Origin of the sequence: Roseivivax halotolerans, from assembly GCF_900115815.1 — a bacterium.
GTDB classification, from domain to species: domain Bacteria; phylum Pseudomonadota; class Alphaproteobacteria; order Rhodobacterales; family Rhodobacteraceae; genus Roseivivax; species Roseivivax halotolerans.
Genome location: NZ_FOXV01000010.1, coordinates 38,486 through 64,223 on the forward strand (window position 1 = coordinate 38,486; position 25,738 = coordinate 64,223).

The window sequence follows — 25,738 nt, forward strand, 5'->3', positions numbered from 1 at the left end:
CGAAAAAGGCGCGCGCCCCGTGGGACGCGCGCCTTTTTTCATGTCAGCTTGGCCTTACGCTTCGACGAATGTCAGCGAGACGCCGTTCAGGCAATGACGTTTGCCCGTCGGTTGAGGCCCGTCATCGAAGATGTGGCCGAGATGCGAGCCGCAGCGCGAGCAATGAACCTCGGTCCGGGTCATGAAGAGCGACCGGTCTGGCTTCGTGCCGATCACCTCCTGGGAGATCGGCTTGTAAAAGCTCGGCCAGCCCGTGCCGCTGTCGTATTTGTGCTCGGAGGAATAAAGCTCCTGATCGCAGCCGCGGCAAATGTAGGTGCCTTGCGTCTTGAGATCGTGCAGCGGCGAGCTGAAGGCGCGCTCCGTGCCTTCCTCGCGCATGACGGTGAATTCGGCGTCGCTCAGCATGGAGCGCCATTCGGCCTCGCTGCGGGTCACGGGAAAGTTGCCCTCTTGCGCCCGCGCGGCACCCGAGCCCAGCCCCAAGGCGGCGGCAGTGGTTCCGATGAAAGTGCGTCGGCTCATCATGTCGGCCTCCAATCGTTCGGCGAATAAAAAGGCCCGGACCGGAGATCGGTCCGGACCCATTGCGCTGAAATATAGGGGTTTCAGGACGCGTTTACAGGGTTCAGCCTGCCTGGCCGGCCGGCAGGAGCACACGGTCGATCACGTGAATGACACCGTTCGACTGGTCGACATCGGCGATGGTCACGGTCGCGGTGCGGCCGTTCTCGTCGGTCAGCGTGATCTCGTCGCCGTCCATCATCGCCTGCAGCGTGCAGCCGCCAACGGTCTCGACCGGGTGGTTGCCCATGTCGTCGGCGATCATGCCCGCGATGGCGGTGGAGAAGGCTTCCGCCGCGACGACGTGGCAGGTCAGGATCTGCGCGAGCTGTTCCTGGTTCTCGTCCATCATCAGCGCGTTGAGGCTGTCCTCGGACAGCATCCCGAAAGCATCATCGGTCGGCGCGAAGACGGTGAACGGGCCTTCGGAGTTCAGCGTGTCGACGAGGCCAGCCTGCTGTACGGCGGCAACAAGCGTGGTGTGGATGGGCGAGTTAACCGCGTTCTCGACGATGGTCATGTCGGCCATCATCGGCGCGCCGCCAACGGTCGGGTTGTCCTGAGCGGACGCGGTGCTGGCGCCGAAGGCAACTGCGCTTGCTGCGACGGCGAGGGCTCCGAAAGTGGTCTTGATGGTCATCTTCAAACTCCTGTCATTCATGTGCCCCGACCTTTTGGCCGGGATCACACTGACCCACGTGGAGCGCAAAATCGGAGTTTCAAAATCTCGGGCGAGGCGGCGGTCACGTGTCCGTGAAAGGCACGATGGGACCGACCGCGCGAACCTCGGTTGGCGTGCCGTCGGGCGAACCGCCAGCCGGCTCTTCGGATACGGCGAGCGTGCCGCCCTCGAGAAGCGGGATCAGCTCTTCGGCCAGCACTTGCCGGCCGATGACGCCCTGCTCGCGCGGCACAAGGCCGAGCGAGATGGGCGGTCCGTCATCCGGGACAAGCCACATCTCGTTGTCGCGCCCCTCTGGCACGGTGCCGCCGTCGCGGCGGATCAGGAATTCGTTGCTTTCCTCGAGATATCCTGCATGGACCAGCAGCTCCGATCCTTCTTCTGCCGCGAGGTCGGCCACATAGGTCGGCGTCGTGCCCCCCATGTCCAGCATTCCGGTGGTGATGACGGCCCAGCCGAAGAGGGCCGCCGCGACCGCGCCGAGTGCGTAGGGAACGAGGCTCCGCCACCAGGGACGATCTTTCGTCTCTCCGAATGCGAGCGCCTCGATCCGGCGCTTGAGCTGCGGTGGTGGCGCGACGGGCGGCAAGGCGTCGGCCAGGGACGCGAAATACTCGGTCCAGCTGACGACGGTCGCCTCGAGCTCGGGCTCGCGCAGGAGACGCTCCTCGAACGCAGCGATTTCCTCCTCGGGCATAAGACCCAAGGCATATTCGGCAGCGCGCGCGGCATCGTCCTCTGGACTGCCCGGCATGATATCGTCGCGCTCGTCGCTCATCGCGAGAGACACTCCTTCAACTGGATCAGGGCCCGGCGCAGCCAGGTTCTGACCGTATTCAATTTGACCCCTGTCGCATCGGAAAGCTCGGCATAGGTCCAGCCATCCAGATACGCCTTCTGGACCATCTCGGCCCGGTCCGGCGGCAGTTCCCCGAGACAGCCATACAATGCGCGTGCCTCTGAATTCAGAGCGGCCTGCGCTTCGGGACCTGGTCCCTGGTCAGGCATCGTGTCCGCCGCATCGAGCGCCTCGCCCGTCGACGGTTTTTTCTTGCGCCGCCGATCGATGGCGACGTTCCGTGTCAGCGTGATGAGCCACGTCATCGGCGAGTAGCCGTTGGCCCGATACAGCTCGGCGCGGTGCCACACCCGCAGATAGGCCTCCTGCAAGGCTTCCTCGGCTTCGGCGCGATCGTTCAAGACACGCAGGCTCACAGCGAAGAGTTTCGCGCTGGTGCGGTCGTATAATGCGGAAAATGCCGCGCGGTCCTTCATCACGATGCGCGCGATGAAAGCTTCGATCTCGTCCTGTGGGCTCATGGCCGCCGAGGCCCCGGGCCCGCCTGAATCCTGCATCAACTCGCCTCGATACCCCTGCCATTGGGGAGAGCGCGAGATCACGCCGCGCTTTCCCTTGCTCCTCCCCGGAATATGTTGCACCACGACGCGCAACGCAGCCGATCAGGAGGACGCGGAAAGCATGGCGGACGGATCGATGGATATCAATGCGAAACCGACCGAGGAAATCTCGGTACGCGAGACCTTCGGTATCGACACCGATATGGTCGTGCATGGCTTTTCGGACGGCAGCGATCGTGTGCCGGATATCGATTCCACCTACAAGTTCGATCCCGACACGACGCTCGCGATCCTGGCCGGGTTCGAGCACAATCGCCGCGTGATGATCCAAGGCTATCACGGCACCGGCAAGTCGACCCATATCGAGCAGGTCGCGGCCCGTCTCAACTGGCCCGCCGTGCGCGTGAACCTCGACAGCCACATCAGCCGGATCGACCTTATCGGCAAGGACGCGATCCGTCTCGTCGACGGCAAACAGACAACGCAGTTCCAGGAAGGCATCCTGCCCTGGGCGCTGCGGAACCCCACCGCGATCGTCTTCGACGAATACGACGCGGGCCGCGCGGACGTGATGTTCGTGATCCAGCGTGTTCTGGAAGTCGACGGCAAGCTGACGCTGCTCGACCAGAACGAGGTGATCCACCCCCATCCCTACTTCCGGATCTTCGCAACCGCGAACACGGTGGGCCTCGGGGATACGACCGGGCTGTATCACGGCACGCAGCAGATCAACCAGGGCCAGATGGACCGCTGGAGCCTCGTTGCGACACTGAACTACCTGCCGGTCGATGCCGAGGTCGAGATCGTTCTGTCGAAAAACCCGTCCTTCAACACCGACAAGGGCCGCCGGACGGTGCGGCAGATGGTGACGGTAGCCGAACTGACGCGCACCGCCTTCATGAACGGCGATCTCTCGACGGTGATGAGCCCGCGGACGGTGATCGCCTGGGCGCAGAACGCGCAGATCTTCGGAAATATGGGATACGCTTTCCGTCTTTCCTTCCTCAACAAGTGCGACGAGCTCGAGCGGCAAACCGTGGCCGAGTTCTACCAGCGCTGCTTCGACGAGGAACTGCCCGAAAGCGCTGCTTCGGTGAGCATGGGGTGAGAGGCGGGGCGCTCTGCCTTCTTCTCGCCGCGGCGCCTGCCCTGGCGACACCCTCCGACACTCCCGCGCGTGCGCCGCGTCTTTCCGATAATCCCGACATACAATGCGCCGCGTTCTGGGCCGGCTACGGCATCGCTGCGGCACGCCTTACGGCGCTAAGCGATGACGGCCTCTCCGAAGCTGCCATCCGCCAGTATCGGGACCGGGCCATCGCCGCCGGTGCCGATGCTGACACTCTTGACCGGTTCATCGCCGCCGAGGCCGACAGCCGTGCATTGATGGTTGAAGCCTATATCTACGGCGGGGACGAGACGAGCCGCGAGATCACGCTCCGCACGATAGAGCGCTGCCCGGTGGAGTGAGCGGCGCTCAGACCTCGATGACCTCGCGCTCGGTAACGATCAGATCGAGCGGCTGATCGGTAGGCTCGAGCGGCAGATCGTCCGCCTCCTGCGCGGCAAACGCGAAGCCCACGGCCAGCGTCGCGCGGCTTCTGCGGAGCATCTCGAGCGTGCGATCGTAGAACCCCCCGCCATAGCCAAGCCGCCCCCCGCGCCGCGAAAAGGCGACAAGCGGCACGATCAGGATCTCCGGCTCGACCCATTCGATATCCCTCGGGACAAGTGCGCCGAAGGTGCCTTCGACCATCTCCGATCCGGGCTCCCACCGCGCGAAGCGGAGCGGCAGGCCTTTCGCCTCGATCACCGGAACGCAGACGCGGCCGTGCGCGGCCGCTTCCTCCATCGAAGGCATCGGGTCGATCTCGGTTCGGATCGGCATATACCCTGACACCGGCACCCCGCGATACCCGGCGAGCACCTGGCTCAAGTGCCCTGCATCGCCGGGCCCGCGCGCCGCATGCGCGGCCTTCCTACGGGCGAAGGCGGCCTTCCGGGCCGCTGCCTTTCGGTCCTCGAGGCTCACAGCAGCACCAGGCTCGCAAGGCCGAGGAAGGCGAAGAAGCCGACGACATCGGTCACTGTGGTCACGAAGGTGCCCGAGGCGAGCGCGGGGTCTACCTTGATCTTCTCGAGAAGGATGGGAATCCCGATCCCGGCCAGGGCCGCCGCGACCATGTTGATGATCATCGCTGCGAAGATCACCCAGCCGAGCTGCGTCGAGCCGAACCAGACGACACCGACGATGCCCATCACCACCGCGAAGGCCACGCCCATGATAAGGCCCACGGTCGCCTCGCGGCGAATGACACGGACCGCGTTCGACCCGGTAAGGTCGCGTGTCGCGAGCGCGCGCACCGCGACGGTGAGCGACTGCGTGCCCGCATTGCCGCCCATCGAGGCGACGATCGGCATCAGCACGGCCAGCGCCGTGACCTGCGCGATGGCGCCTTCGAACTGCGCGATCACCAGCGAGGCGAGGATCGCGGTGGCAAGGTTCACGGCAAGCCAGGGAAAGCGCTGCCGCGTCGTCTGGATCGCGGTGTCGGAAAGCGAGCTTTCCTCGCCCACGCCCGCGAGACGGAGGATGTCTTCCTCGTTCTCTTCCTCGAGGACGAGCATCGCGTCGTCGATGGTGATGACACCCACGAGCCGCTCGTTCTCGTCAACGACCGGGGCCGAGATCAGGTGATACTGGTTGAAGGCGTAGGCGACATCCGCCTCCGCGCGCGTGGCCGGGATGATGTGAAAGCTCGTATCGGTGATGTCGGCCAGCTTCACCTCGCGCCGCGACGACATCAGCTTGCCGAGCGCGACCTTGCCCACCGGCTTGAGGCGCGGGTCGACGAGAATGATGTGATAGAACTGGTCAGGCAGATCTTCGTTCGCACGCATGTGGTCGATCGCCTCGCCGACGCTCCAGTGCTCGGGGGCCATGACCACCTCGCGCTGCATGAGACGGCCGGCGGAATACTCGGGATAGGTCAGCGATTGCTCGACCGCGACCCGGTCACTGTCCTCGAGGGCCTCGAGAATGGAATCGCGCTGCGCGTCCTCGAGGTCTTCGAGAAGGTCGACCACGTCGTCCGAGTCGAGCTCGCGCACGGCGTCAGCCAGAACCTCGGGCTTGAGGATCTGGATGACCTCCTCGCGGATGCTCTCGTCGAGTTCGGTCAGGATCTCGCCGTCGAATTCGAGATCATAGAGCCGGATGAGCCGCATCCGGTCGTAGGCGTTCATCTGCTCCAGCATGTCCGCGATATCGGCGGCATGCAGAGGCTCCATCAGCTCGACGAGCCGTTCACGATCCTGCACCTCGACGGTGTAGAGGATCGCGGAAATGGTCTTGGGGTCGAGCGCGTAAGCGTCGCTCTCGGCGTTTTCCGGCTCTGGGGCCACGTCGAGCTGGTCTTCTGCCATCCTGCTCTCCTCGCGTCTCGTGTTTCCACCGGAGATTAGGGCAGCCTTCAAAGAAGCAACAGGTCTCGGCGCAGATTTACCTTACCCTCTCGCCGGCATAGGGTCGCGCGGCGAGAAACGGGGGCGTCAAGGCGGCAATGCAGGCAGATCATCTTCTTACCGGGCGCGTGCTGGTCTGGGACGGCGCGCCTCTGCGTGACGGGCGCGATGTCGCGCGAATCGAGGAGGATTGGGGCGTTCTCATCGCCGAGAACCAGATCGCCGTGACGGGGCCCGCGGACATGCTGCGCCAGGCCGCGCCCGACGTGACGGAGACGGCCTATGGCCGCGATCTCATCTGCCCGGGCTTCGTCGACGCGCATGTCCATTTCCCGCAGACGCGGATCATCGCGAGCTGGGGCAAACGCCTGATAGACTGGCTGAATACCTACACCTTCCCCGAAGAGATGCGCCTCGAGGATCCGGCCTATGCCGCCGCTGTCGCGGGCGAGTATCTCGATCTCGTGGTGAAACACGGCACGACGACAGTAGCGAGCTTCTGCACCTCGCATCCCGCCAGCGTCGATGCCTTCTTCGAGGCAGCCGAGAGGCGCGAGATGCGCGTCTACGCGGGCAAGACCTGCATGGACCGCAATGCGCCCGACGCGCTCTGCGATACGGCGATCCGTGCCTATGACGAAAGCCGCGCGCTGATCGAGCGCTGGCACGGACGCGGGCGCGCCTCCTATGTCATCACGCCGCGGTTCTCACCCACCTCGTCGCAGGACCAGCTTGAAGCACTGGGCGCGCTCTGGACGGCGCATCCCGATTGCCTGATGCAGACGCATCTTTCGGAACAGATCGATGAGGTGGACTGGGTCGCCTCGCTGTTTCCCGATGCACGCGACTATCTCGACACCTATGAAGCGGTCGGCCTTCTTGGAGAGCGCGCCCTCTTCGGCCATGCGATCCACCTGACGCCCCGCGAGATCGACCGGATCGCAGAGACCGGCGCGGCGCTCGTGCATTGTCCGACCTCGAATACCTTCATAGGCTCCGGCCTTTTCGACATGGGCGGGCTGACCGCGCGCGGCATCCCGTTCGGGCTGGCCACGGATACCGGCGGCGGCTCGTCCTTCTCGATGCTGCGCACGATGGCCGCAGCCTACGAGATCGGTCAACTGCGCGGCCGGGCGCTTCATGCCTCCGAGCTTCTCTGGCTCGCAACGGAAGGATCTGCCGAGGCGCTCCATGCCAAGGGGCGGATCGGCACGCTCGCGCCCGGAGCGGAGGCGGATATCTGCGTGCTCGACCTTGCCTCCACGGAGGCCATCGCGCAGCGGACCCGTCAGGCCGAGACCGTATGGGACGAGGTCTTCGCGACGATCATGATGGGTGACGACCGCGCGGTGCGCTCGGTCTGGGTGGCGGGCGAGCGTCGCATCTGAGGCTTCAACAGCCCGGCCGGCCAAGCACCATGACCCAGACATCGTCGCTTGTCCGCACCAGCGCGGCCTCGGTCACGTCGCGCAGCGTCATGTTGCGGCGATGGCCGGGCGAATTGGCCCAGCTCCGCATCACCTCGGCGAGACTGCGCTGACCCTTGGCGATATTCTCGGCCAGACGGCAATAGCCGTAACCGACACCCCGCGCGCGGCTGCCGATATCCGATCCGTCCGAGCCCTGGTGCGAGAACCGCCCCGTGCGCGACAGGTCCAGCGCATGCGCGCGGGCCATCGCGTCCAACTTCTCGGAATGCCTGACCGCCGGCAGACCGTTCTGGACCCGGAACGCCGAAAGCGCCTCCACGCCGGGATCGGCCAGTGCGGGCGTCGCCGCGACCAGCAGGATCACGAGCAAACGGATCATGAGGCGTCCGCCAAGGCGCGGGCCATGCGAGTCTGCTCTTCGATGACAACTGGCAGATCGAGCGTTGCGATCTCACCATCGCGGACGATCTGGCGGCCTTCGACGAAAAGATCCCTCACGCGGGTCGGCCCTGCCAACAAGAGCGCAGCAGGATCCCAGCTGCCCGCGCTTTCGATGCCAGATACATCCCAGATGGCGAGATCGGCGCGGTAGCCCGGCGCGATCTGGCCGCAATCGTCCCGCCCGAGCACCTCCGCGCCGCCGCGCGTTGCGATCCTCAGCGCCTCGCGCGCGCTCATCGCATCCGCGCCTTGCGCGACGCGCTGGAGAAGCATCGCTTGCCGGGCTTCCGCGACCAGACTGCCGGCATCGTTCGACGCCGATCCATCAACGCCGAGCCCAACCTTCACACCCGCATCCCGCATGGCGCGGACAGGCGCGATGCCCGATCCGAGGCGGCAGTTCGAACATGGGCAATGCGCCACGCCCGTCCCGGTTTTGGAAAAAAGGTCAATCTCTTGGCCATCGAGCTTCACGCAATGGGCGTGCCACACATCCGCGCCGGTCCAGCCGAGATCTTCGGCATATTGACCGGGCCGACAGCCGAATTGCGAGAGCGAATAGGCGATGTCCTCGTCGTTCTCGGCGAGATGCGTGTGCAGCATCACGCCCTTGTCCCGCGCGAGAATGGCGGCGTCGCGCATGAGCTCTCGGCTCACAGAGAATGGAGAGCACGGCGCGACCCCGACGCGCACCATCGCGCCCTGCTTGGGGTCGTGAAAGGCGTCGATCACGCGGATGCAATCGTCAAGGATCGCCCGCTCTTCCTCCACGAGACCGTCGGGCGGCAGACCGCCCGCGCTCTCCCCGATGGACATGGCCCCGCGCGTCGGGTGAAAGCGCAGCCCGATCTCCCGAGCCGCGTCGATCGTGTCATCGAGACGCGCGCCGTTCGGGAAAAGATAGAGGTGATCCGAGGTCAGCGTACAGCCAGACAGTGCCAGTTCGGCCAACCCGGTCAACGCCGAGACCCGCATTTCTGCCGGGCCGAACCGCGCCCAGATCGGATAAAGTGTCTTGAGCCAACCAAAGAGTAGCGCGTCCTGCCCGCCCGGCACCGCGCGCGTGAGGGTCTGGTAGAGATGATGATGCGTGTTCACGAGGCCGGGCGTCACGAGGCAGCCCCGCGCCTCGACGATCTCGCCACCGGTCGCTAGGTTCGATCCGATCTCCGCTATGACGCCATCCCGAACGAGGATGTCGGTGTCCGCGTATTCGCATGCGCCGTCATCCATCGTAAGTACATGTGCCGCGTTCCGGATCAGCGTCTCGCTCATGCAACGTCTCGCAAGAGGGCCAGCGCCTCTGCATGCAGCTCCGGCGTTGCGGCGGCGATGGCGCGCCCGCCGTGATGCGCCGCCCCGCCGTTCCAATCGGTGACGACCCCGCCGGCGGCTTCGATGACCCCGATCGGTCCCTGGATGTCGTAGGGGTTGAGCCCGGCTTCGATTACGAGGTCCACATGCCCCGCGGCGAGAAGCGCATAGGCGTAGCAATCCATTCCGTACCGCGTCAGCTTGGCTTGCGAGGCCACTTTCGCGAAGGCGCGCCCTTCCGCGAGGGTCCCAACCTCGGGGAAGGTTGTCATGAGCCGCGCATCCGAAAGCGCCTTGATACCGCTCGTCGCCAGTGTCCGCGTCTCGCCCTCCCGGCCGATCCAGGTCGCACCACCGGTGCCGCCCGAGAATCTCTCGCCAGTAAAGGGTTGGTCGATCATGCCGAAGCGCACACCGCCCGCGTCCGAGAGCGCGATCAGCACGCCCCATGTCGGTGTGCCGCAGATGAAGGCACGGGTCCCGTCGATCGGGTCCAGCACCCAGGTCAGACCGCTCGATCCGGTGCTGGCCCCGTATTCCTCACCTAGAATGCCGTCCTGAGGTCTGCGCGTTGCCAGAATGTCCCGCATCGCGCGCTCGGCCGCGCGGTCCGCTTCGGTGACGGGGTCGAAGCCACCGTCTTGCTTGTTCTCGGCAGCCAGGGTGGCCGAACGGAAATGCGGCAGAATCACCGCGCGCGCCGCGTCGGCCAACTCAGCGGCGACGGCCGCGATTTCGGTCATGTCGATATTCGTGTCGCGCACGTGATCCCCCGCTCCTCTTGCTCGAAGGAGCGTTGCGCCTTTCAGCGCCCGCGATCAACCCCTGGTCGTTTGGGCCGGGTCAGGCCACGTCGGAAAGCACACGGGCCAGTTCGAACAAGCGGCGACGCTGATGCTCGGGGATGGAGTAGTAGGAGCGGATCAGGTCCAGCGCTTCCTTGTCGCCCAGGATGTCCCGCGGCACGGAATTCGCGATCTGCGCGTCCGAGGGCACCTCGAGGCTGTCTTCGCCGTCCATACCCTCGAAAAAGAAACTCACCGGAGTGCTGAGCGCGTCGGCAATATCCCACAAACGCGAGGCCGAGACACGATTTGCCCCTGTCTCGTATTTCTGGATCTGCTGGAACTTGATCCCGACCTTCTCGGCCAATTGCTGCTGCGTCATGCCGACGAGCCAACGCCGATGGCGTATCCGCTTACCTACATGGACGTCGACAGGATGCGTCATAACCTTGCCTTTTGCTGTTCGAACCCCCGACCTGACCACTTATGATGCGGTCCAGACGGCCTTTAAACCCACAACACTTGCACATTCGCAGCGAGCAATATGTACAGCGAATTCCCGTCCCGAAACAAGATGAGATCACCTGGGGACTCATTTGAAGCTTCAAAAGTTGCAATTTCATTGCTGCGTGAGACATAAACGCACGTCGTCGCGTCATCTGTTGACGGATTCCGGCACGGCCCCCATCACCGAAGCTAAGGCCCGTAAAGGAAAGCAAATATGAAAGCTCTCGTTGTCGAAGACCACAAAACTGCGCCGATCCTGAAAGATATCGAGACGCCCGAACCAGCCGACGGCGAAATTCGTGTCAGGGTTGAAACCTGTGGGCTGAATTTCGCCGATTTGTTGATGGTGACGGGACAATACCAGGATACTCCGCCCCTGCCCTTCACCCTCGGCATGGAGGTTGCCGGCACGGTTGATTCACTCGGTGCCGGCGTGTCGGGCTTCAAGAAAGGTGACAGGGTCGCGGTCTTCGGCGGTCATGGCGGCCTCGCGGAATACGGTGTTTTCGATGCTCGCCGCGCGGTTGTGCTGCCGGATGCGATGCCCTCGGCCGATGCGGCCGCCTTCCTCATTGCCTATGGCACAAGCCATCTCGCGCTCGACCATCGCGCGAGGATGCAGCCGGGCGAGACGCTTCTCGTGCTCGGAGCCGCGGGCGGCGTCGGGCTGACGGCGGTCGAGATCGGCAAGCTCATGGGCGCCAGGGTCATCGCCTCGGCACGGGGCGCCGACAAACTGGCCGTTGCGGAAGCCGCTGGTGCGGACATTCTGATCGACGCGGAAACCGCAGACCTGCGCGCAGAGGTCAAAGCGGCGGGCGGCGCGGACGTGGTCTACGATCCGGTCGGCGGAGATCAATTCAAGGCGGCCTTCCGCGCCTGCAACCCCGAAGCGCGGCTCTTGCCAATCGGGTTCGCATCCGGCGATATCCCGGAGATCAAGGCGAACCATCTTCTCGTGAAAAACCTTGCAGTTCTAGGGGTTTACTGGGGCGGCTACCTTGCGTTCCGCCCCGAGGTGGTCACGGAGAGCCTCCGCACGCTCTTCGGCTGGTATGCCGAAGGCAAGCTCAAACCACATGTCAGCCACCTGCTGTCGCTCGATCGCGCCGAGGAGGGGCTTGAACTTTTGCGGCTCCGCAAATCGACCGGCAAGGTGGTGATCCAGGTCGCCGAAAGCGCATAATCCGATGCCGGCGGACACGTTCACACACCAGGCCGAAGAGGATGCGCGCAACGAGAACGTGCTGATCTGGGTCGATGATGGGCTGGTGCCCCGAGCCGACGCGAAGGTCTCCGTCTTCGATTCCGGCTTCATGCTCGGCGACGGCGTATGGGAGGGAATGCGCCTCTACAACGGGCGCTGGGCGTTTCTCGACAGGCACATGGATCGACTGTTCGAGGCGGCGAAAGCCATCGACCTCGATATCGGGCTGAGCCGCGACGAAGTGATCGCACGTCTTGAAAAGACGCGGGACGCCAACGGGATGCAGACCGATGCTCATGCAAGGCTCATGGTCACGCGCGGCGTGAAGGCGCGCCCCTTCCAGCATCCCGCCCTCTCGACGCGCGGCCCGACCTTCGTGATCGTGATGGAGCATTCGCGCCCCGCTCTGCCCCGTCCGATCCGGCTTGCCACGGTGCCGCATATCCGCGGCCTGCCGATGAGCCAGGATCCCAAGCTCAACACTCATTCGAAGCTCAACTGCATCCTTGCATGTATTGCGGCCGAGAAGGCCGGCGCGGACGAGGCGCTGATGCTCGATATCCATGGCTTCGTGAACACGACGAATGCCTGCAACTTCTTCATCGTGCGGCGGGGCGAGGTTTGGACCTCGACGGGCGATTACTGCATGAACGGGATCACCCGCGCCGCGGTGATCGAGATCTGCCGAAGGGAAGGCATCCCGGTCCTAGAGAAAAACTATTCCCTGGTAGAGGCTTATTCTGCGGACGAGGCCTTCCTGACGGGCTCCTTCGGGGCGCAGACACCGGTAAGCGAGATCGATGGACGCAAGATCGGAACGGGAGAAATCGGCCCTGTGACGGAGCGTATCCGCGCCGCCTACAAGGACATGGTCGGCGCATGAATATCGCGATGTGGTCGGGACCGCGCAATCTCTCGACAGCGCTGATGTACGCCTTCGCAGCACGCGGCGATTGCGCGGTTTGGGACGAGCCGTTCTACGCGGCCTACCTTGCGCGCACCGGCCTCGCCCATCCCATGCGCGACGAGATCATCGCCGCGGGAGAAACCGATCCCGCGCAGGTCGCGGCAGCCTGCGTCGCTCCAACTTCGAGCGACAAGCCTTTGTTCTATCAAAAACATATGTGTCAGCACATGATCGCGGACATGCCACGTGACTGGATCGAGGATGTGACCAACGTCTTCCTGATCCGTCATCCCGCGCGCGTCATGGCGAGCTTTGCCTCGAAGTATGAGGCCGCGGAATTGTCGGATATTGGCTTTGTACAACAAGCCGAGCTGTTCGACCGACTCTCAGAAACGAGCAAAAACATACCCATTGTCATCGATTCCAACGACATAAGGAAGAATCCTGAAGCCGTCCTGCGCTTGCTCTGCGACCGCCTGAATATCGTATTTATGCAATCGATGCTCGGCTGGCCCACCGGTCCCAAGCCTTATGATGGAGTCTGGGCGCCCGTCTGGTACCACGCCGTTCACCGATCGAGCGGCTTCGCGGGACAGGAGGGGCCGCTTCCGCATCTGCAGGGCGATTTCGCGCGCACGGCGGAGGCTGCGATGCCGTATTACGAGCGCCTCCGCGCGCATGCGCTGACCCGGCCGTCGTGACCGCCGCGTGATCTGCTCGCAAAGATGTCAGATTGTTTCCGTCAAGCGCCTCCGGAAATTCTTGAAAAGCGCCTGGAGAGTGCCGATATTTGAGCAGAACTCCGGCGGATCCTGCCGGATTATCATTCAATTCGGAGGGATTAATGGCTGACTACAGAACCGTTCGGACCGGCGCCGCAGCCGGTGCGCGTTCGGCTCAGATCGATGAGGGCCTGCGCGCTCATATGAACAAGGTCTACGGCACGATGTCCGTAGGCATGTTCCTCACGTTCCTCGTGGCATGGGCCGTCGGCTCCAGCCCCGAGCTTCTCGGTATCTTCCGCGATCCCGAGACTCTGCAGCCGAACATCCTCGGCTGGATCGTGATGTTCGCACCGCTGATCATGGTCTTCGCCTTTGGCGCAGCCATCAATCGCCTGTCCGCTGCAGGCGCACAGACCTTCTTCTACGCCTTCGCGGCGATCATGGGCCTGTCGCTTAGCTGGATCTTCGTTGCCTTCACCGGCATTTCCATCGCGCAGGTGTTCCTGATCACCTCGATCTCCTTCGCGGGCCTCTCGCTCTGGGGCTACACCACGAAGAAAGATCTGTCGGGTTGGGGCACCTTCCTGATGATGGGTGTGATCGGGCTCGTCGTGGCCTCGCTGGTCAACATCTTCCTGCAAAGCCCCGCGATCTACTTCGCGGTGTCGGTGCTGGGTGTGCTGATCTTCGCGGGCCTGACCGCGTATGACACGCAGTCGATCAAGAACGAGTACATTGAACATGCCCGCCACGGCGACAGCGAGTGGCTCGGCAAGTCGGCGATCATGGGCGCACTGCGTCTCTATCTCGACTTCATCAACATGTTCATGTTCCTGCTGCAGCTCTTCGGCCAGCGCGAATAATTCTAGCGCCAGCCTGGACACAGGAAGGCCGCCCCTCGGGGCGGCCTTTTTTTCTTCGTGAGTGAGTTGGAATCAAAGCGTCGCGCTCATCCGGACAGCCGGGAAAGGCACGGAGCCCGCGAGCGGCAGCGTCACGTCACGCTCCGCCGTGAACCCCATCGCCGCGTAGAACGGCACCGCGTTGAGCGTGGAATAGCAGCACAGACGCCGGACGCCCTGCCCCTGCGCATGCAGCATGATGTAATCGAGCAGCCGCCGACCGACGCCATGCCGCTGGTGGCGATGATGGGTGACCACATGCCGAACATGGCCCGTCTCGGGCGAAATGTCCCCGGTGCCCGGCGCCTCGAGCGTCCAGCCGCCCGCACCCACGAGAAGCGCACCGCGCAGAACGAGGAAAAAGGATCCCGACCGCACGAGGTCCGGCTGCGCCCGCCCGATGATCGGCAGCGCCTTCACACAGGTTTCCTCGTCATAGGCTTCGCGCAATAGGATCGGGTAGGAGGTTGAGAACAAGCGGTCGACCGCCGGGAAATCAGAGCCCTGCGCCCGCCGGATCGAAACTGATTCGAGCAACGTCATAACTAAAATTCCGGTTCACTGGAGCCCAAGGATAGGGAGCGAACCGTGACCCGATCATGAAAAACGCCGCGTCCCGAAGGCGCGGCGTTCCAAACTTCCAAAATTCAGGCAGATTACTTGATCTTGCCTTCCTTGTACTCGACATGCTTGCGCGCGACCGGGTCATACTTCCGGATCGTCATCTTCTCGGTCATCGTGCGGGCGTTCTTCTTGGTCACGTAGAAGTGGCCCGTGCCCGCCGTCGAGTTCAGGCGGATCTTGATCGTCGTCGGCTTCGCCATCGTGTCGTCTCCTTCGGACGGGCGCGCGGGGTATGGCGCTCCCGTGAAAATCTTTGAGGCCCGCCTATTACGCAGCCGGGCGGACAAGTCAACCGGGCCGGGCCCCAAAATCTCGCGCGGAGGGCCTGTAAGCCGGATTCTGTGTCGGGCGGGCGGACCCGCCCCAGACGATCATTCATCTTGGCCGGACCTCGCGATCCGGCTCCTGCTGCCAACCCGGACCCCTCGGGCCGAAGCGGCCCTGCGGCGATATCCCCGAAAGGATCAGCCCGCGCGGGGTCCCTATGCGGCATTGCTCCCGGTGGGGCTTGCCATGCGGGCCGTGTTGCCACCGCCCCGGTGGGCTCTTACCCCACCGTTTCACCCTGGCCGCCGGCGAACCGGCGGTGGTCTGTTCTCTGTGGCGCTTTCCGTCAGGTTGCCCTGCCCGGGCGTTACCCGGCACCGTTGCTTCGGGGAGTCCGGACTTTCCTCCCCGGCCAGGTTTCCCCGACCGGAGCGACCGTCCGGCCCTCCGCGCGAGTGCTTGCGATAGGGGGCGGCGCCGCCGGGGTCAATGGCCCCGGCGCGTCAGCGCAGAACGAGAGGCTGGGCGAGAAGGCTGCGGAACAGCGCCAGCATCGTCTCGGGCGCTTCCAGTGTCGGAAAATGGCCCGCTCCCTCGACGAGATGCAGCTTTGCCGCGGGGGCCAGCGTTTCCATCACGTTCAGACGCCGTGTCGAGCAAAGCGGGTCTGCAGCGCCTGCGATGATCGCGATGGGCGCAAGGCAGCGTCGGAGATTGCCTTGCAGATCGCGCCTGCGTTGAAGTGCGCGCGCTTGCGCCAGGATCGTCTCGGGACCGAGCGCCTCGGCCTGGGCGAGAAGCTCCGACCGGAGCGCCGAGCGGGCCTGCGGTGCGGCAATCGCGCCGGGCGGGTATTCCTGCGACAGCCACTCGGCCACGCGGCGGGCGCGCAGCGCGATCATCCGTGTCTCGCGCTCGGCCGCCTCGGGCGGTGTTTCGGAAAAGGGCGAGGTCGCGATCAGCCCGAGCCGCGAGACCCTGTCGGGCGCGCGCCGCTGAAGCTCGAGCGCCAGCGCCCCGCCAAGCCCCTGCCCGATCAACGCCATGCGCTGCGGAAGATGCGGCAGAAGCCGCGTTGCGATCTCCTCGATCCGCTCACCGCCGATCGGCAAAGCCACCGTGACGGGCCGTTCCAGCGACAGGGCGTCGATCTGCGCTGCAAAAAGCCGTGACGTCATCCCGTGATCCGGAATGAAGACAAGCGCCTCGACGGGCGATGTGCTGCGAACCGTGACGTTCACCTGGAACCGAACCTGCTCTCGCGCGCCTATGCTGGCGCTTCTATCCAAAGCCTAGCAAACCCTGCCGTGCCGAAAAGGCACCGTGAGAGGCGGACTTGCGAAAACCCGCCCTCCGTGCTTTCCGCGCGACATGGAGACAAGAACCCTGATCCTCGGAGCCGGTGCGGCCGGCATGATGTGCGCGGCCCATGCCGGGCCCGGCACGCTTGTCGTCGACCATGCCAAAGCCCCGGGCGAGAAGATCCGCATCTCCGGTGGCGGGCGCTGCAATTTCACCAATCTCGACATCCGCTTCGAGCGATTTCTCGGCAGAAACCCGCATTTTCACAAATCGGCCCTGTCGCGCTACACGCAATGGGACTTCATCGCGCGCGTCTCGGAGGCCGGGATCGCCTGGCACGAGAAGACGCTCGGACAGCTCTTTTGCGATGGCAGCGCGAAAGAGATCATCGCGATGCTCCGCGCCGACATGGAGCGGGCTGGCGCACAGCTCTGGCTCTCAACCGAGGTCAAAAGCGTCGATCATGTGGATGGGCGTTTCGTCGTGACGCTCTTGCGCGAGGGCCGGCAGATCACGTGCCGCGCCCAGAACCTGGTGCTTGCCACGGGCGGCAAATCCATCCCCAAGATGGGTGCGACCGGCCTCGCCTATGACATCGCCCGCCAGTTCGGCCACGAGATCACCGAAACGCGACCCGCCCTCGTCCCGCTTACCTTTCCGGGTGGCCGGTTCAAGCCGCTCTCGGGTGTCGCGACGCAGGCGCGCGCGAGCTGCAATGACACTTCGTTCGACGAGGCACTGCTCTTCACACATCGCGGGCTTTCAGGACCGTCGATCCTTCAGATCTCGAGCTATTGGCGCGAAGGAGATGCGGTCACGCTGGATCTCTTGCCCGAGACCGACATCGCCGCGATCCTGTCCGAGAAACGCAGGAGCGATGGCAAGAAGCAGATCGCAACGGAGCTTGCGCGGCACATGCCGCAGCGGCTTGTCGAGCATCTCGCCCCGGATCTTGGCCTGGTAGAGCGCCTAGGGAATCTCTCCGATGCCCGGATCGCAGCGCTGAGCGATGCGCTCAAAGCCTGGGCCGTCACGCCCGGCGGCTCGGAGGGCTATCGCACGGCCGAAGTGACGCTGGGCGGCGTCGCGACGGATGCGATTTCGTCAAAGACGATGGAATCGGCGCGACGTCCTGGCCTCTACGTCATAGGGGAGGCCACCGACGTCACGGGATGGCTCGGCGGGTACAATTTCCAATGGGCCTGGTCCTCGGGCTGGGCCGCGGGACAAGCCATCGCAGAGATGACGAAACGGTAACGCCTTTGCGACGAGCGCAGTCCGATGCGCTTGATTTTGTCACCCGCACGTTACAAATCTGTCGTCATGGCAGATTTGGCTCACCAATCCTGGTTTCACGACCTCTCCCGCGCGATCGAGGCGCAGGTGCCGCAGAAAACCCTGCGCGACGCCTGGAACCGGCTGCGCTTCGGTGCGGGCGCGCCGCAAAGCGACGAATGCATCTGGATCGATCCGATGCAGGTGAACCATGCCTATACCGGCGGCAAGCGCCTGTCGCTGCGCCGGCACAATTCGGGACAGGTCGTCGCCGGTGACTGGGATCTCGACCGCAGCCCGATCAAGGAAAGCGACAAGGCCCAATCCTGCCGTCTGCACTTCATCGAGGGGGTGCCCTGGTCGGAAACCCCGATCTATGCGCGGCTCCTGCGCGAAATCGCCGAAGGCAAGAGACCCGATGGGCTCACCTCCCGCACCGACCTCGATGCCCGCTACGCCCGGCTAGACAAGCTCTGGCAATATGCCAAGCGCGAGGGGCTGAAACCGCGCTCAGAGACGCCTGACCGCTACCGCCGCGAACATGGGGGCATTCTCGTCCACATCGCGCGGGACGGCACGCTCATGCGCTCTGGCGGCGCCGCGCATCGCTTCGCCATCGCGCGACTTCTGCAGTTGAAGAGCGTGCCCGCCCAGCTTGGCGCGGTGCATCCCGAGGCATTGGCCGCCGGACATCTCGACCGGCTGCGTCAGCGCCCGAGCACGCGGGCGACCTGAGCCGCGAAATCCTCGCCCCGCTTTTCGAAATTGTCGTATTGATCGAAGCTCGCCGCCGCAGGTGCAAGAAGAACGGTCTCGCCGGGCTCCGCATCCGCCGCGGCCTTCTCGACGGCACGCGCCATATCGGTGCAGATCTCGACCTCGGTACCCGTGAGACCCAGCGCGAATTGCGCGGCTTCACGTCCGATCACGTAAGCCTTAGACACATGCGCGAGCCCGGGCTCCAATGCCGAAAGGCCCCCTTCCTTCATCAACCCGCCGCAGACCCAGCGGATCCGATCAAAGGCCAAGAGCGCCTTCAGAGCAGAATCGACATTCGTCGCCTTGCTGTCGTTGACAAATGTCACCCCGCCCTCGCGCGCGACGATCTGGCTGCGATGCGGCAGCCCCTCGAAGGTCTTCATGGCCGCCTCGATCTGCCGCGGACCGAGCCCCAAGGCGCGTGTCGCGGCATAGGCCGCGCAAGCGTTCTGATGGTTATGCGCGCCCGGCAGCCCAGCCACCTCGCGCAGGTCGATGGAGCCAATCTGCTTTCCCTTGCGCCATTCGGTCAGGAACCCCTTTTTCGCGAAGACCTGCCAGCCCGGCCCCGATAATTTCGTGCCCGAAGAGATGCGGATCAGCCGGTCATCGCCAGGCGCGGTCGCAATCTGGTTGGCGAGAAAGCGCCCCTCGGGCTCGTCGACGCCGATCACCGCCCTGTCCGGCCCGCCTTCGGCGAACAGCCGGCGCTTGGCCGCGAAATAGCCCCCGAGACCGCCATGCCGATCCAGATGATCCGCCGTCAGGTTCGTGAAAACCGCGATATCCGGCGTCAGCGCACGGGCAAGTTCGCTCTGGTAGGACGACAGCTCGAGCACGATCACCGCGCCGTCCTCGGGCGGATCGAGATCGAGCACTCCGCGGCCGATATTGCCCGCAAGCTCCACGGGCTTTCCGGCTTCCTCGAGGATGTGATGGATCAGTGCCGAGGTCGTCGATTTCCCGTTCGAGCCCGTCACCGCCACGACCTTCGGCGGGCTGTCGAAAGCGGCCCATTCGCCGTGGCCCAGCGCACGGAAAAACAGCCCGATATCGTTATCGACGGGCACGCCCGCCTCCCAGGCCGCCGCGATTACGGGATTGGGCTCGGGATAGAGATGCGGGATGCCCGGCGAGACGACGAGAAGCGCGATCTCCTGCATCGCTCGGGCCGAGCCCAGCTGCTCCACGACGAAGCCTTCGGCCTCGGCGCGGGCACGCGCGTCGGGGTTGTCATCCCAAAGCACGGGCTCGGCGCCGCCAGCCTGCAGCGCGCGCGCGGCCGAAAGACCCGAACGCCCGAGGCCCAGAATGCCGACCTTCTGGCCAGCCATGTCGGTTACCGGAATCATCTGCTGCCCTCACCCCGCCTGATCCGCACAATCGCTACGCCATAGAACGCCGCCAGGAAAGGGTCAGCGCCGCTCGCCGTCCCGAGGCTCGATCCCGTAGCTTGCCGCCAGCCGCCAGACGTGATCCGGCACCATGTTCTTGATCTTCGCGGGATGGGCGCGGCGCAGATGAAGGATCGTCTCGATCGCCTTCATGTCCACGCGGGCACGGGCAAACTCGAGCCCGCGCGGCCCGATCCGCGGCTGCAGGAAGGCCACGATGGGTCTCAGCCAACCCGGCATGCGCCGAAGCGGCAGACCGCCCGCCGCAGCTTCGGTATTCTGCCGAAACCCTTCGACCGCAGCGTGGCGCTTACCCTTCGACGAAGGCGCGTTTCGCACCAGCCTGTCGCCTAACCGCTCGAGGAGCGCGGCTCCGCGCGCGTTTCGCACGATCAGCCATTGCTGGCCGTCACCGCCCATGTAGCCCACGGTCACGTCCGCCAGCCGGTTCGTGTAATCGACGCAGGTCTTGCAGGTCATCGGGAAGAAATCCGCCGGCAGATCCGAGAGCGGCAGCTTCAGGAACGGGATGGTGCGCGCAGGACGCCCGTCATCGAAGCGCAGCTCGACCCGGTAATCGGCACGGAATTCGAGGTAGCTGATCGTCTCCGGGTAGGGATCGAGCCGCTCGAGAAACGCGTGGAAATTCTCGGTCGTCGTATTGTCCGAACAGGGCGTGCCGATGACGCTGATCTCGTCGAAGCCGAACTCCGCCTCAAGCGCGCGCAAGGCGTAGACCTGGCAGGGAATGCCGATGACCGCGACCCGCCGATGCCCGGCCTCGCGCGCGGGCTTGAGCGCCGCGAGGAGCGGCGCATAGCCCATCCGCATGCCCCGGCACCGTGCCATGTCCTCGGGATCGGTCACGATGACGGGGACAGGCTTCCAGCGGTCCTCGTGATCGGGCGCCACGCAAATCACCGCGTCGACCGCGCCGTCCCGAAGGAGGGCCGCGCCCAGGCCCGAGGCGATGCCGGTCCATTGCGCGCCCTCGGCAGGCGGGTCGAGCCGAGCGCGCCACATCGCCTGCGTCACGCCGAAGAAGGCCTCGTCGCCCTCGCCCTGCGCCGCGCGGCCATGCACCTCGGCCTCGAGAGCGGGATAATCAGGCTGAATGAACTGGCAGGCCCGTCCGCAGGCGCGGCCATCCCCGATGCGGCTGATCCCGCAATCGGTACAGAGACCGGGCCGCGCGGCACCGCCGATCTCCGGCCTCGTCAACCCTGTCAGATCTCGCGGCATGACCCCTCCGAACCCGCTCACAGCCCGAACCCTAGCCGAGACGCGCAGCACTCGAAACCCACGCCCTCTTTCCTCTTTGGGTTGGCCCAAATACCGGCGGGGGAGCGCGAGGGGGCAGAAAGCCCCCTCGCCCGCGGGGTGATCGGCACGATCAGCCCGCCAGAGAGGCGCGGGCGGCCCCGCCGCCCGCTCCGCATCTTCACACGGCCCGAAGCGCCAGCACTGCGTTCAGCCCGCCAAAGGCGAAGGCGTTCGAGAGCGCGGCCGTCACCTTGGCCTCGCGCGCCTCGTTCGGGACGACATCGAGCGCGCATTCAGGATCCGGCTCTTCATAATTGATCGTGGGGGCGATCACGCCGTCGCGCAGCGCCATGATGCAGGCGAGAAGCTCGATCGCGCCGGTCCCGCCGATGGCATGTCCGTGCATCGACTTGGTCGACGAGATCATCAGATCGTCCGCATGCGGCCCGAAGACATCGGCGACCGCCGCGCATTCGGTCTTGTCGTTGGCAGCCGTTCCGGTGCCATGGGCGTTGATATAGCCGATCTCGGCGGGATTGACCCGGCCATCCGACAGCGCGCCCTTGATCGCCCGCGCCGCACCTTGCTTCGAGGGCATCACGATATCGGCGGCATCGGCGGACATCGCCGCCCCGACGACCTCGGCCAGGATCTCCGCGCCCCGCGCACGAGCGTGCTCGTACTCTTCGAAGACGAAGATCCCCGCGCCTTCGCCCTGCACCATGCCGTTGCGATTGGCCGAGAACGGGCGGCAGCCGTCCTTCGACATCACCCGCAGCCCTTCCCAGGCCTTGATACCGCCGAAGCACAACATCGATTCCGAGCCGCCCGTGACCATGACCGGCGCCATGCCTGACCTAACGAACCAGAACGCCTGGCCCATCGCGTGGTTGGACGACGCGCAGGCCGAGGCGACGGTAAAGCTCGGTCCCTTGATATTGTACTGCATCGAGACATGGGAGCAGGCGGCATTGTTCATCAGCTTCGGCACGACGAAGGGATGCACCCGGTTCTTGCCCTCTTCGTAGACGGCCCGGTAATTCTCGTCCTGCGTGGTCAGACCGCCGCCGGACGTGCCGAGAACGACCCCTGCCCGCGAGGCAAGCTCGCCATCGAACTTGAGGCCCGATTGCGCGATGGCCTCCTCGGCCGCCAGAAGCGTGAACTGAGTATAGCGATCATAAAGCGCGATCTGCTGACGATTGAACCGCTCTTCGGGCTCATAGCCCTGCACCTGCCCGCCGATCTGTACCGCCAGACGCTCGCGGTCCCGCATGATGAGCGGGACGATACCCGAGCGGGCCTCCCGCATCGCCTCGAGGGTCGCCGGCACATCGCGCCCAAGCGCGTTGATCGTGCCCGCCCCGGTGATGACGACGCGTTTCACGAGGCTTGCTGCTCGCGCAGGTGCTTCACGCCCTCGATGATCTTGGCAACCGACGAGATGTCGAACTCGCTCTCGCCGGGTTCGTTGGCGTTGAAGGGCACCGAGATGTCGAAGGTCTCCTCGATGGCGAAGATCGATTCAACGAGCCCCATGGAGTCGATCCCGAGCTCCTCGAGCGTCATATCCTCGCGCACATCCGAAGGGTCTAGCACTGCCTGTTCGGCAAGGATCTCGATTACCCGTGTCTTCACGTCCATCTGCACAGTCCCGGTCCCGGTTTGCTGATCGGCGATTTAGTCGGTCTTTCGGTCCTTTGAAACCGTCTTTCGGAGTTCTGCGACATCGCGCACGAGCCGCGGCAGCCGGCGCATGGCTTTGAAGATCTCGATCTGGCTGTCCATCTTGGTCGCCGGATAGCCCAGCATCACGCGCCCCGCCGGGATCGAGGACAAGACAACCGTGGCACCGCCACAGACAACATTGTCACCGATGCGGATATTGTCGCTGACGCCCGTCTGTCCACCGAGCACGACGAAGGAGCCGATCTCGGTCGAGCCGCCGATCCCCACCATGCCGCACAGAAGGGAATGCTCGCCGATGATGCAATTGTGGCCGATCTGAACGAGGCTGTCGATCTTCGTGCCGGTCCCGATCCGCGTGTCGCGCACGGTGCCCCGGTCGATGGTGCTGTTCGCCCCGACCTCCACATCGTCGCCGATCGTGACGCCGCCCAGCGAATGGATCCGCGCCCAGGGCTGACCTGTCGCCTCTCCGCTTTCGCCGAGCGCCGCGCGCGCCTTCTCTGCCGTCGACGGCTCGGGCGTGACGAAGGAGAAGCCGTCGCCGCCGATCACCGCGTTGGGCTGGCAGATGAAATGCGCACCGATCGTGCAGCGCGCGCCAATGCGGGCACCGGCATGGATCAGCGCGCCCGGACCGATCTCAGTGTCAGCGCCGATATGCACCTGCGGGCCGATCACGGACCCTGCCCCGATCTTCGCCCCGCGGCCGATCACGCTGAAAGCGGCGACCGTCACATCGGGCGCGAGTTCCGCCTCGGGATGCACGTCGCTCATCGGGTGAATGCCGGTCGAGTAGCCCTGCCCGGGATCCATCGTCGCAGAAAGGCCAGACAATGCGAAACGCGGACGCTTGGCGAGGATCGCCCCGTCCAGACCGTAGCTCTGCCAGTCCGCGCCGTCCCACATCATCGCGGCGCGCGCGTCCCCGCGTGTGAGCGCCTCGGCATATTCCGGCTTCATCGCCAGCGCGAGGTGATCGGCCGGGCATGTCTCGGGCTCCGCAACGCCCGCGATCCGGATGTCGCCGTCGCCCGCGGCCGTCAGACCAAGGGAGGCGGCGATTTCTGCTAGGGTAAAATCGGGCATGGATCCTCCGGAAACTTGCCCGGAGGTTTAGCTGCGAAGACCGCCCAGCGAAACCCCTGCCGCCTCGAGCGCCCGCCAGATCGCCGCATCGCGCCCGTAGACGTCGTCACGGAATTGCGTGCGGCCCTTCGCGTCGGTGAAGGCCGTGCGGTAGATCAGATGAACCGGCACCTGCTTTTCAAGGACGACACGCTGGGTCGAACCGGTCCGCAGGCGTGCTTCGAAGAAGCCGACCGGATCGTCTTCCTGCACCGCCAGAAGCGCATGGGCAAATTCATGCGGGTCGTCGAGCCGGACGCAGCCATGCGAAAAGGTCCGCACGGTCCGCGAGAAGAGGTTCTGCGAAGGTGTGTCGTGAAGATAGATGTTGTAGCGGTTCGGGAACATGAACTTCACCGAGCCCAGCGCATTCTTCGGGCCCGGTGGCTGGCGCATGGAGAACGGGAAGGACGACGCGCTGTATTGCGAAAAGCCCCGGCCGCGGTTCACCTGCCGCCCATTGCGATCCGTGATCTCGAGATGGCTGACCGCGTACGGGTTGCGGCGCAGCATCGGCAGGTATTCGTTCACGACGATCGAGCGCGGGACATACCAGCTCGGATTGATCTCCATGTGCTCCATCACGTCCGAGAACTCGGGCGTCTGCCGGTCCGAATCCTGCGATCCGATCACCGCGCGGGTCTCGAAGGTGAGCTTGTCGTTGTCATAGATCCGTGCGTGGTAATCGGTGAGGTTCACCTTGATGTGACGCTCGCCGAGCCCACCGGGCATGTTGATCCAGCGCTCGCGCTCCATCGCGACGATGACCGATTTCAGGCGGTCATCGACGCCCTTGTTGATCGCATCGAGCGTCTCCGGGCCGGCGATCCCGTCGATGGTCTGGCCGAGATCGGACTGCACGTCGCGCACGGCCTTTTCCATCGCCGCATCGTAGATCGCGGTCGAGGTATGCCCCAGATATCCCATCGCCACGAGGCGGTTCCGCAGATCGACGACGGCCTGCCCGCTCATGCCGGGCTCGAGCTTGGACGCGCGCACAGGCGCGCCCCAGCCGCCGCGCGCGCGCTGCTCTTCGAGCTTCACGCGTGCCGCCATCAAGCGCACGTATTCGGGGCTTTGCGGAGCCAGTGACCGGAAGAGCGTGCGCGGATCTTCCGCTTCGAGCCGCGCGAGAAGCTCTTCGGGGCTGCGCGTGGCCGGATCGCGCTTGATCCCGCTGACCACGCGGCGCGGATCGAGAATGCCGCTCTGCAAATCGTTGGCGAGGCGCAGGTAGGCCATCGACATCGCGACATCCGCCTCGCCCCGCTCGCGCGGCGTATCGGCAGCCCGCAACATGGCAAACAGTTCATCGGCATCATGGCGCGCGGCCGGAATTCCGTGCGAGGAGACGTTTCGCATCGCGTCGATAAGCATCGCGCGGCGATGACGATGCACCTCGTCCGCGCCGGTCCAGACCGGGGCGAAATCGCGGTTGCGGTAGAAGGCATTGAGACCATCCCGCTCGGCGACTTCCTCGGCCACCGCCTGCTTGAACGCGGTGACTTGGGCGCTTGCAGGTCCGGGAAGTCCGGCGCCCATCGCGGCGACAAGGGCGGCGCAGGCGAGAAGATGACGGCCGCGGGCAGGGAAAAACATGGGGCGATCCTCGGACAGAACTCGGTTCGGACTGCGACAGTTGATGCCGCAAACCCGTTGATGTCTATTCACAATCCTCCACGAGCCCGAAAGTTTCCGTAACAATTGCGATGCCGTCACCGCGCCGCAACGACCGATGCAAATGAGCAACGG

The 25,738-nt window shown here is 64.8% G+C and carries 28 protein-coding genes and 1 other RNA gene; 9 read left to right on the top strand and 20 right to left on the bottom strand.

Translation table 11 applies throughout. The features are described from left to right. Nucleotides 1-54: 54 nt before the first annotated feature. The 4 genes from msrB to BM171_RS13700 all read right to left on the bottom strand — a co-directional run bounded on the left by msrB (nt 55) and on the right by BM171_RS13700 (nt 2,566). The gene (gene msrB / locus BM171_RS13685; protein WP_093013714.1) at nt 55-525 is read right to left on the bottom strand and encodes a peptide-methionine (R)-S-oxide reductase MsrB; all 471 of its coding nucleotides are present in this window, start codon (nt 523-525) and stop codon (nt 55-57) included. Nucleotides 526-628: 103 nt separating this feature from the next. Beyond that, entirely contained in the window at nt 629-1,204 is a 576-nt protein-coding gene (locus tag BM171_RS13690; protein ID WP_093013470.1) for a fasciclin domain-containing protein, read from the bottom strand. A 103-nt stretch (nt 1,205-1,307) separates the two neighbouring features. After that, on the bottom strand, nt 1,308-2,024 hold the full coding sequence (locus tag BM171_RS13695; protein WP_093013473.1) for an anti-sigma factor: 717 nt from the start codon (nt 2,022-2,024) through the stop codon (nt 1,308-1,310). After that, nucleotides 2,021-2,566 carry a sigma-70 family RNA polymerase sigma factor gene (locus BM171_RS13700; RefSeq protein WP_093013717.1) on the bottom strand — a complete coding sequence of 182 codons (546 nt, stop codon included), beginning with the start codon at nt 2,564-2,566 and terminating at the stop codon, nt 2,021-2,023. The genes BM171_RS13695 and BM171_RS13700 overlap by 4 nt, the downstream gene beginning before the upstream one ends. 160 nt (nt 2,567-2,726) lie before the next feature. Between BM171_RS13700 and cobS the strand changes: the two genes are divergently transcribed. Together cobS and BM171_RS13710 are read left to right on the top strand one after the other, a co-directional pair. Continuing rightward, the gene (gene cobS, locus BM171_RS13705; RefSeq protein WP_093013720.1) at nt 2,727-3,713 is read left to right on the top strand and encodes a cobaltochelatase subunit CobS; all 987 of its coding nucleotides are present in this window, start codon (nt 2,727-2,729) and stop codon (nt 3,711-3,713) included. Next, nucleotides 3,710-4,075, top strand: coding sequence for a hypothetical protein (locus tag BM171_RS13710; protein ID WP_093013476.1), 366 nt, complete (start codon nt 3,710-3,712; stop codon nt 4,073-4,075). The genes cobS and BM171_RS13710 overlap by 4 nt, the downstream gene beginning before the upstream one ends. Before the next feature lie 7 nt (nt 4,076-4,082). On the opposite strand, the gene BM171_RS13715 is transcribed toward BM171_RS13710, so the two are convergent. Next, the gene (locus BM171_RS13715; RefSeq protein ID WP_093013479.1) at nt 4,083-4,637 is read right to left on the bottom strand and encodes a 5-formyltetrahydrofolate cyclo-ligase; all 555 of its coding nucleotides are present in this window, start codon (nt 4,635-4,637) and stop codon (nt 4,083-4,085) included. Beyond that, nucleotides 4,634-6,031 carry a magnesium transporter gene (gene mgtE / locus BM171_RS13720; RefSeq protein WP_093013482.1) on the bottom strand — a complete coding sequence of 466 codons (1,398 nt, stop codon included), beginning with the start codon at nt 6,029-6,031 and terminating at the stop codon, nt 4,634-4,636. Before mgtE ends, BM171_RS13715 begins: the two co-directional genes overlap by 4 nt. A 137-nt stretch (nt 6,032-6,168) precedes the next feature. Between mgtE and guaD the strand changes: the two genes are divergently transcribed. Continuing rightward, on the top strand, nt 6,169-7,458 hold the full coding sequence (gene guaD, locus BM171_RS13725) for a guanine deaminase (protein ID WP_093013485.1): 1,290 nt from the start codon (nt 6,169-6,171) through the stop codon (nt 7,456-7,458). Nucleotides 7,459-7,462: 4 nt separating this feature from the next. Here guaD and BM171_RS13730 read toward each other — a convergent pair whose 3' ends face one another. From BM171_RS13730 to BM171_RS13745, 4 genes are all read right to left on the bottom strand, one after another. After that, nucleotides 7,463-7,879, bottom strand: a complete 417-nt coding sequence (locus BM171_RS13730; RefSeq protein ID WP_093013488.1) for a CAP domain-containing protein — start codon at nt 7,877-7,879, stop codon at nt 7,463-7,465. Next, nucleotides 7,876-9,216 (bottom strand): 8-oxoguanine deaminase, encoded by a 1,341-nt coding sequence (locus tag BM171_RS13735; RefSeq protein WP_093013491.1) that lies wholly within the window; start codon nt 9,214-9,216, stop codon nt 7,876-7,878. Before BM171_RS13735 ends, BM171_RS13730 begins: the two co-directional genes overlap by 4 nt. Continuing rightward, nucleotides 9,213-9,998 (bottom strand): histidinol-phosphatase, encoded by a 786-nt coding sequence (gene hisN / locus BM171_RS13740; RefSeq protein ID WP_093013723.1) that lies wholly within the window; start codon nt 9,996-9,998, stop codon nt 9,213-9,215. Before hisN ends, BM171_RS13735 begins: the two co-directional genes overlap by 4 nt. Nucleotides 9,999-10,098: 100 nt before the next feature. Continuing rightward, on the bottom strand, nt 10,099-10,485 hold the full coding sequence (locus tag BM171_RS13745; protein WP_093013494.1) for a helix-turn-helix domain-containing protein: 387 nt from the start codon (nt 10,483-10,485) through the stop codon (nt 10,099-10,101). Nucleotides 10,486-10,761: 276 nt separating this feature from the next. On the opposite strand from BM171_RS13745, the gene BM171_RS13750 reads away from it, so the two are divergent. The 4 genes from BM171_RS13750 (at nt 10,762) to BM171_RS13765 (ending at nt 14,249) form a co-directional block, all read left to right on the top strand. Continuing rightward, on the top strand, nt 10,762-11,733 hold the full coding sequence (locus BM171_RS13750; RefSeq protein ID WP_093013497.1) for an NADPH:quinone oxidoreductase family protein: 972 nt from the start codon (nt 10,762-10,764) through the stop codon (nt 11,731-11,733). A 4-nt stretch (nt 11,734-11,737) separates the two neighbouring features. Continuing rightward, nucleotides 11,738-12,637 (top strand): D-amino acid aminotransferase, encoded by a 900-nt coding sequence (locus BM171_RS13755; RefSeq protein WP_093013501.1) that lies wholly within the window; start codon nt 11,738-11,740, stop codon nt 12,635-12,637. Further along, the gene (locus BM171_RS13760) at nt 12,634-13,362 is read left to right on the top strand and encodes a sulfotransferase-like domain-containing protein (protein WP_093013504.1); all 729 of its coding nucleotides are present in this window, start codon (nt 12,634-12,636) and stop codon (nt 13,360-13,362) included. The genes BM171_RS13755 and BM171_RS13760 overlap by 4 nt, the downstream gene beginning before the upstream one ends. Before the next feature lie 143 nt (nt 13,363-13,505). Further along, nucleotides 13,506-14,249 carry a Bax inhibitor-1/YccA family protein gene (locus BM171_RS13765; protein WP_093013507.1) on the top strand — a complete coding sequence of 248 codons (744 nt, stop codon included), beginning with the start codon at nt 13,506-13,508 and terminating at the stop codon, nt 14,247-14,249. 72 nt (nt 14,250-14,321) lie between these two features. Here BM171_RS13765 and BM171_RS13770 read toward each other — a convergent pair whose 3' ends face one another. From BM171_RS13770 to BM171_RS13785, 4 genes are all read right to left on the bottom strand, one after another. After that, nucleotides 14,322-14,831: a GNAT family N-acetyltransferase gene (locus BM171_RS13770; protein ID WP_093013510.1), complete on the bottom strand. Its 510-nt coding sequence runs from the start codon at nt 14,829-14,831 to the stop codon at nt 14,322-14,324. Nucleotides 14,832-14,944: 113 nt separating this feature from the next. Then, the gene (gene rpmG, locus BM171_RS13775) at nt 14,945-15,112 is read right to left on the bottom strand and encodes a 50S ribosomal protein L33 (RefSeq protein WP_010441901.1); all 168 of its coding nucleotides are present in this window, start codon (nt 15,110-15,112) and stop codon (nt 14,945-14,947) included. A 112-nt stretch (nt 15,113-15,224) separates the two neighbouring features. Then, an RNA gene (gene rnpB / locus BM171_RS13780) (RNase P RNA component class A) lies at nt 15,225-15,630 on the bottom strand. A gap of 52 nt (nt 15,631-15,682) precedes the next feature. After that, nucleotides 15,683-16,420: an alpha/beta fold hydrolase gene (locus BM171_RS13785; RefSeq protein WP_093013512.1), complete on the bottom strand. Its 738-nt coding sequence runs from the start codon at nt 16,418-16,420 to the stop codon at nt 15,683-15,685. Between the two features lie 130 nt (nt 16,421-16,550). On the opposite strand from BM171_RS13785, the gene BM171_RS13790 reads away from it, so the two are divergent. Both BM171_RS13790 and BM171_RS13795 read left to right on the top strand, forming a co-directional pair. Beyond that, a complete protein-coding gene (locus BM171_RS13790) occupies nt 16,551-17,738 on the top strand; it encodes a BaiN/RdsA family NAD(P)/FAD-dependent oxidoreductase (protein WP_093013515.1) in 1,188 nt (395 codons plus the stop codon). Nucleotides 17,739-17,804: 66 nt separating this feature from the next. Next, entirely contained in the window at nt 17,805-18,491 is a 687-nt protein-coding gene (locus tag BM171_RS13795) for a hypothetical protein (protein ID WP_093013726.1), read from the top strand. Here the strand turns inward: BM171_RS13795 and murD are convergent. The 6 genes from murD to BM171_RS13825 form a co-directional block, all read right to left on the bottom strand. Next, entirely contained in the window at nt 18,464-19,867 is a 1,404-nt protein-coding gene (gene murD, locus BM171_RS13800) for a UDP-N-acetylmuramoyl-L-alanine--D-glutamate ligase (RefSeq protein ID WP_093013518.1), read from the bottom strand. The two genes, BM171_RS13795 and murD, sit on opposite strands and share 28 nt — an antisense overlap. Nucleotides 19,868-19,930: 63 nt before the next feature. Beyond that, nucleotides 19,931-21,151 carry a Coenzyme F420 hydrogenase/dehydrogenase, beta subunit C-terminal domain gene (locus BM171_RS13805; RefSeq protein ID WP_093013521.1) on the bottom strand — a complete coding sequence of 407 codons (1,221 nt, stop codon included), beginning with the start codon at nt 21,149-21,151 and terminating at the stop codon, nt 19,931-19,933. Between the two features lie 199 nt (nt 21,152-21,350). Beyond that, on the bottom strand, nt 21,351-22,559 hold the full coding sequence (locus BM171_RS13810; RefSeq protein WP_093013524.1) for a beta-ketoacyl-[acyl-carrier-protein] synthase family protein: 1,209 nt from the start codon (nt 22,557-22,559) through the stop codon (nt 21,351-21,353). Then, nucleotides 22,556-22,816 (bottom strand): acyl carrier protein, encoded by a 261-nt coding sequence (locus BM171_RS13815; protein ID WP_093013526.1) that lies wholly within the window; start codon nt 22,814-22,816, stop codon nt 22,556-22,558. The genes BM171_RS13810 and BM171_RS13815 overlap by 4 nt, the downstream gene beginning before the upstream one ends. Before the next feature lie 36 nt (nt 22,817-22,852). Continuing rightward, nucleotides 22,853-23,947, bottom strand: coding sequence for a UDP-3-O-(3-hydroxymyristoyl)glucosamine N-acyltransferase (gene lpxD / locus BM171_RS13820; RefSeq protein WP_093013529.1), 1,095 nt, complete (start codon nt 23,945-23,947; stop codon nt 22,853-22,855). A 27-nt stretch (nt 23,948-23,974) separates the two neighbouring features. Beyond that, nucleotides 23,975-25,585: a L,D-transpeptidase family protein gene (locus tag BM171_RS13825; protein WP_093013532.1), complete on the bottom strand. Its 1,611-nt coding sequence runs from the start codon at nt 25,583-25,585 to the stop codon at nt 23,975-23,977. Between the last annotated feature and the right edge of the window lie 153 nt (nt 25,586-25,738).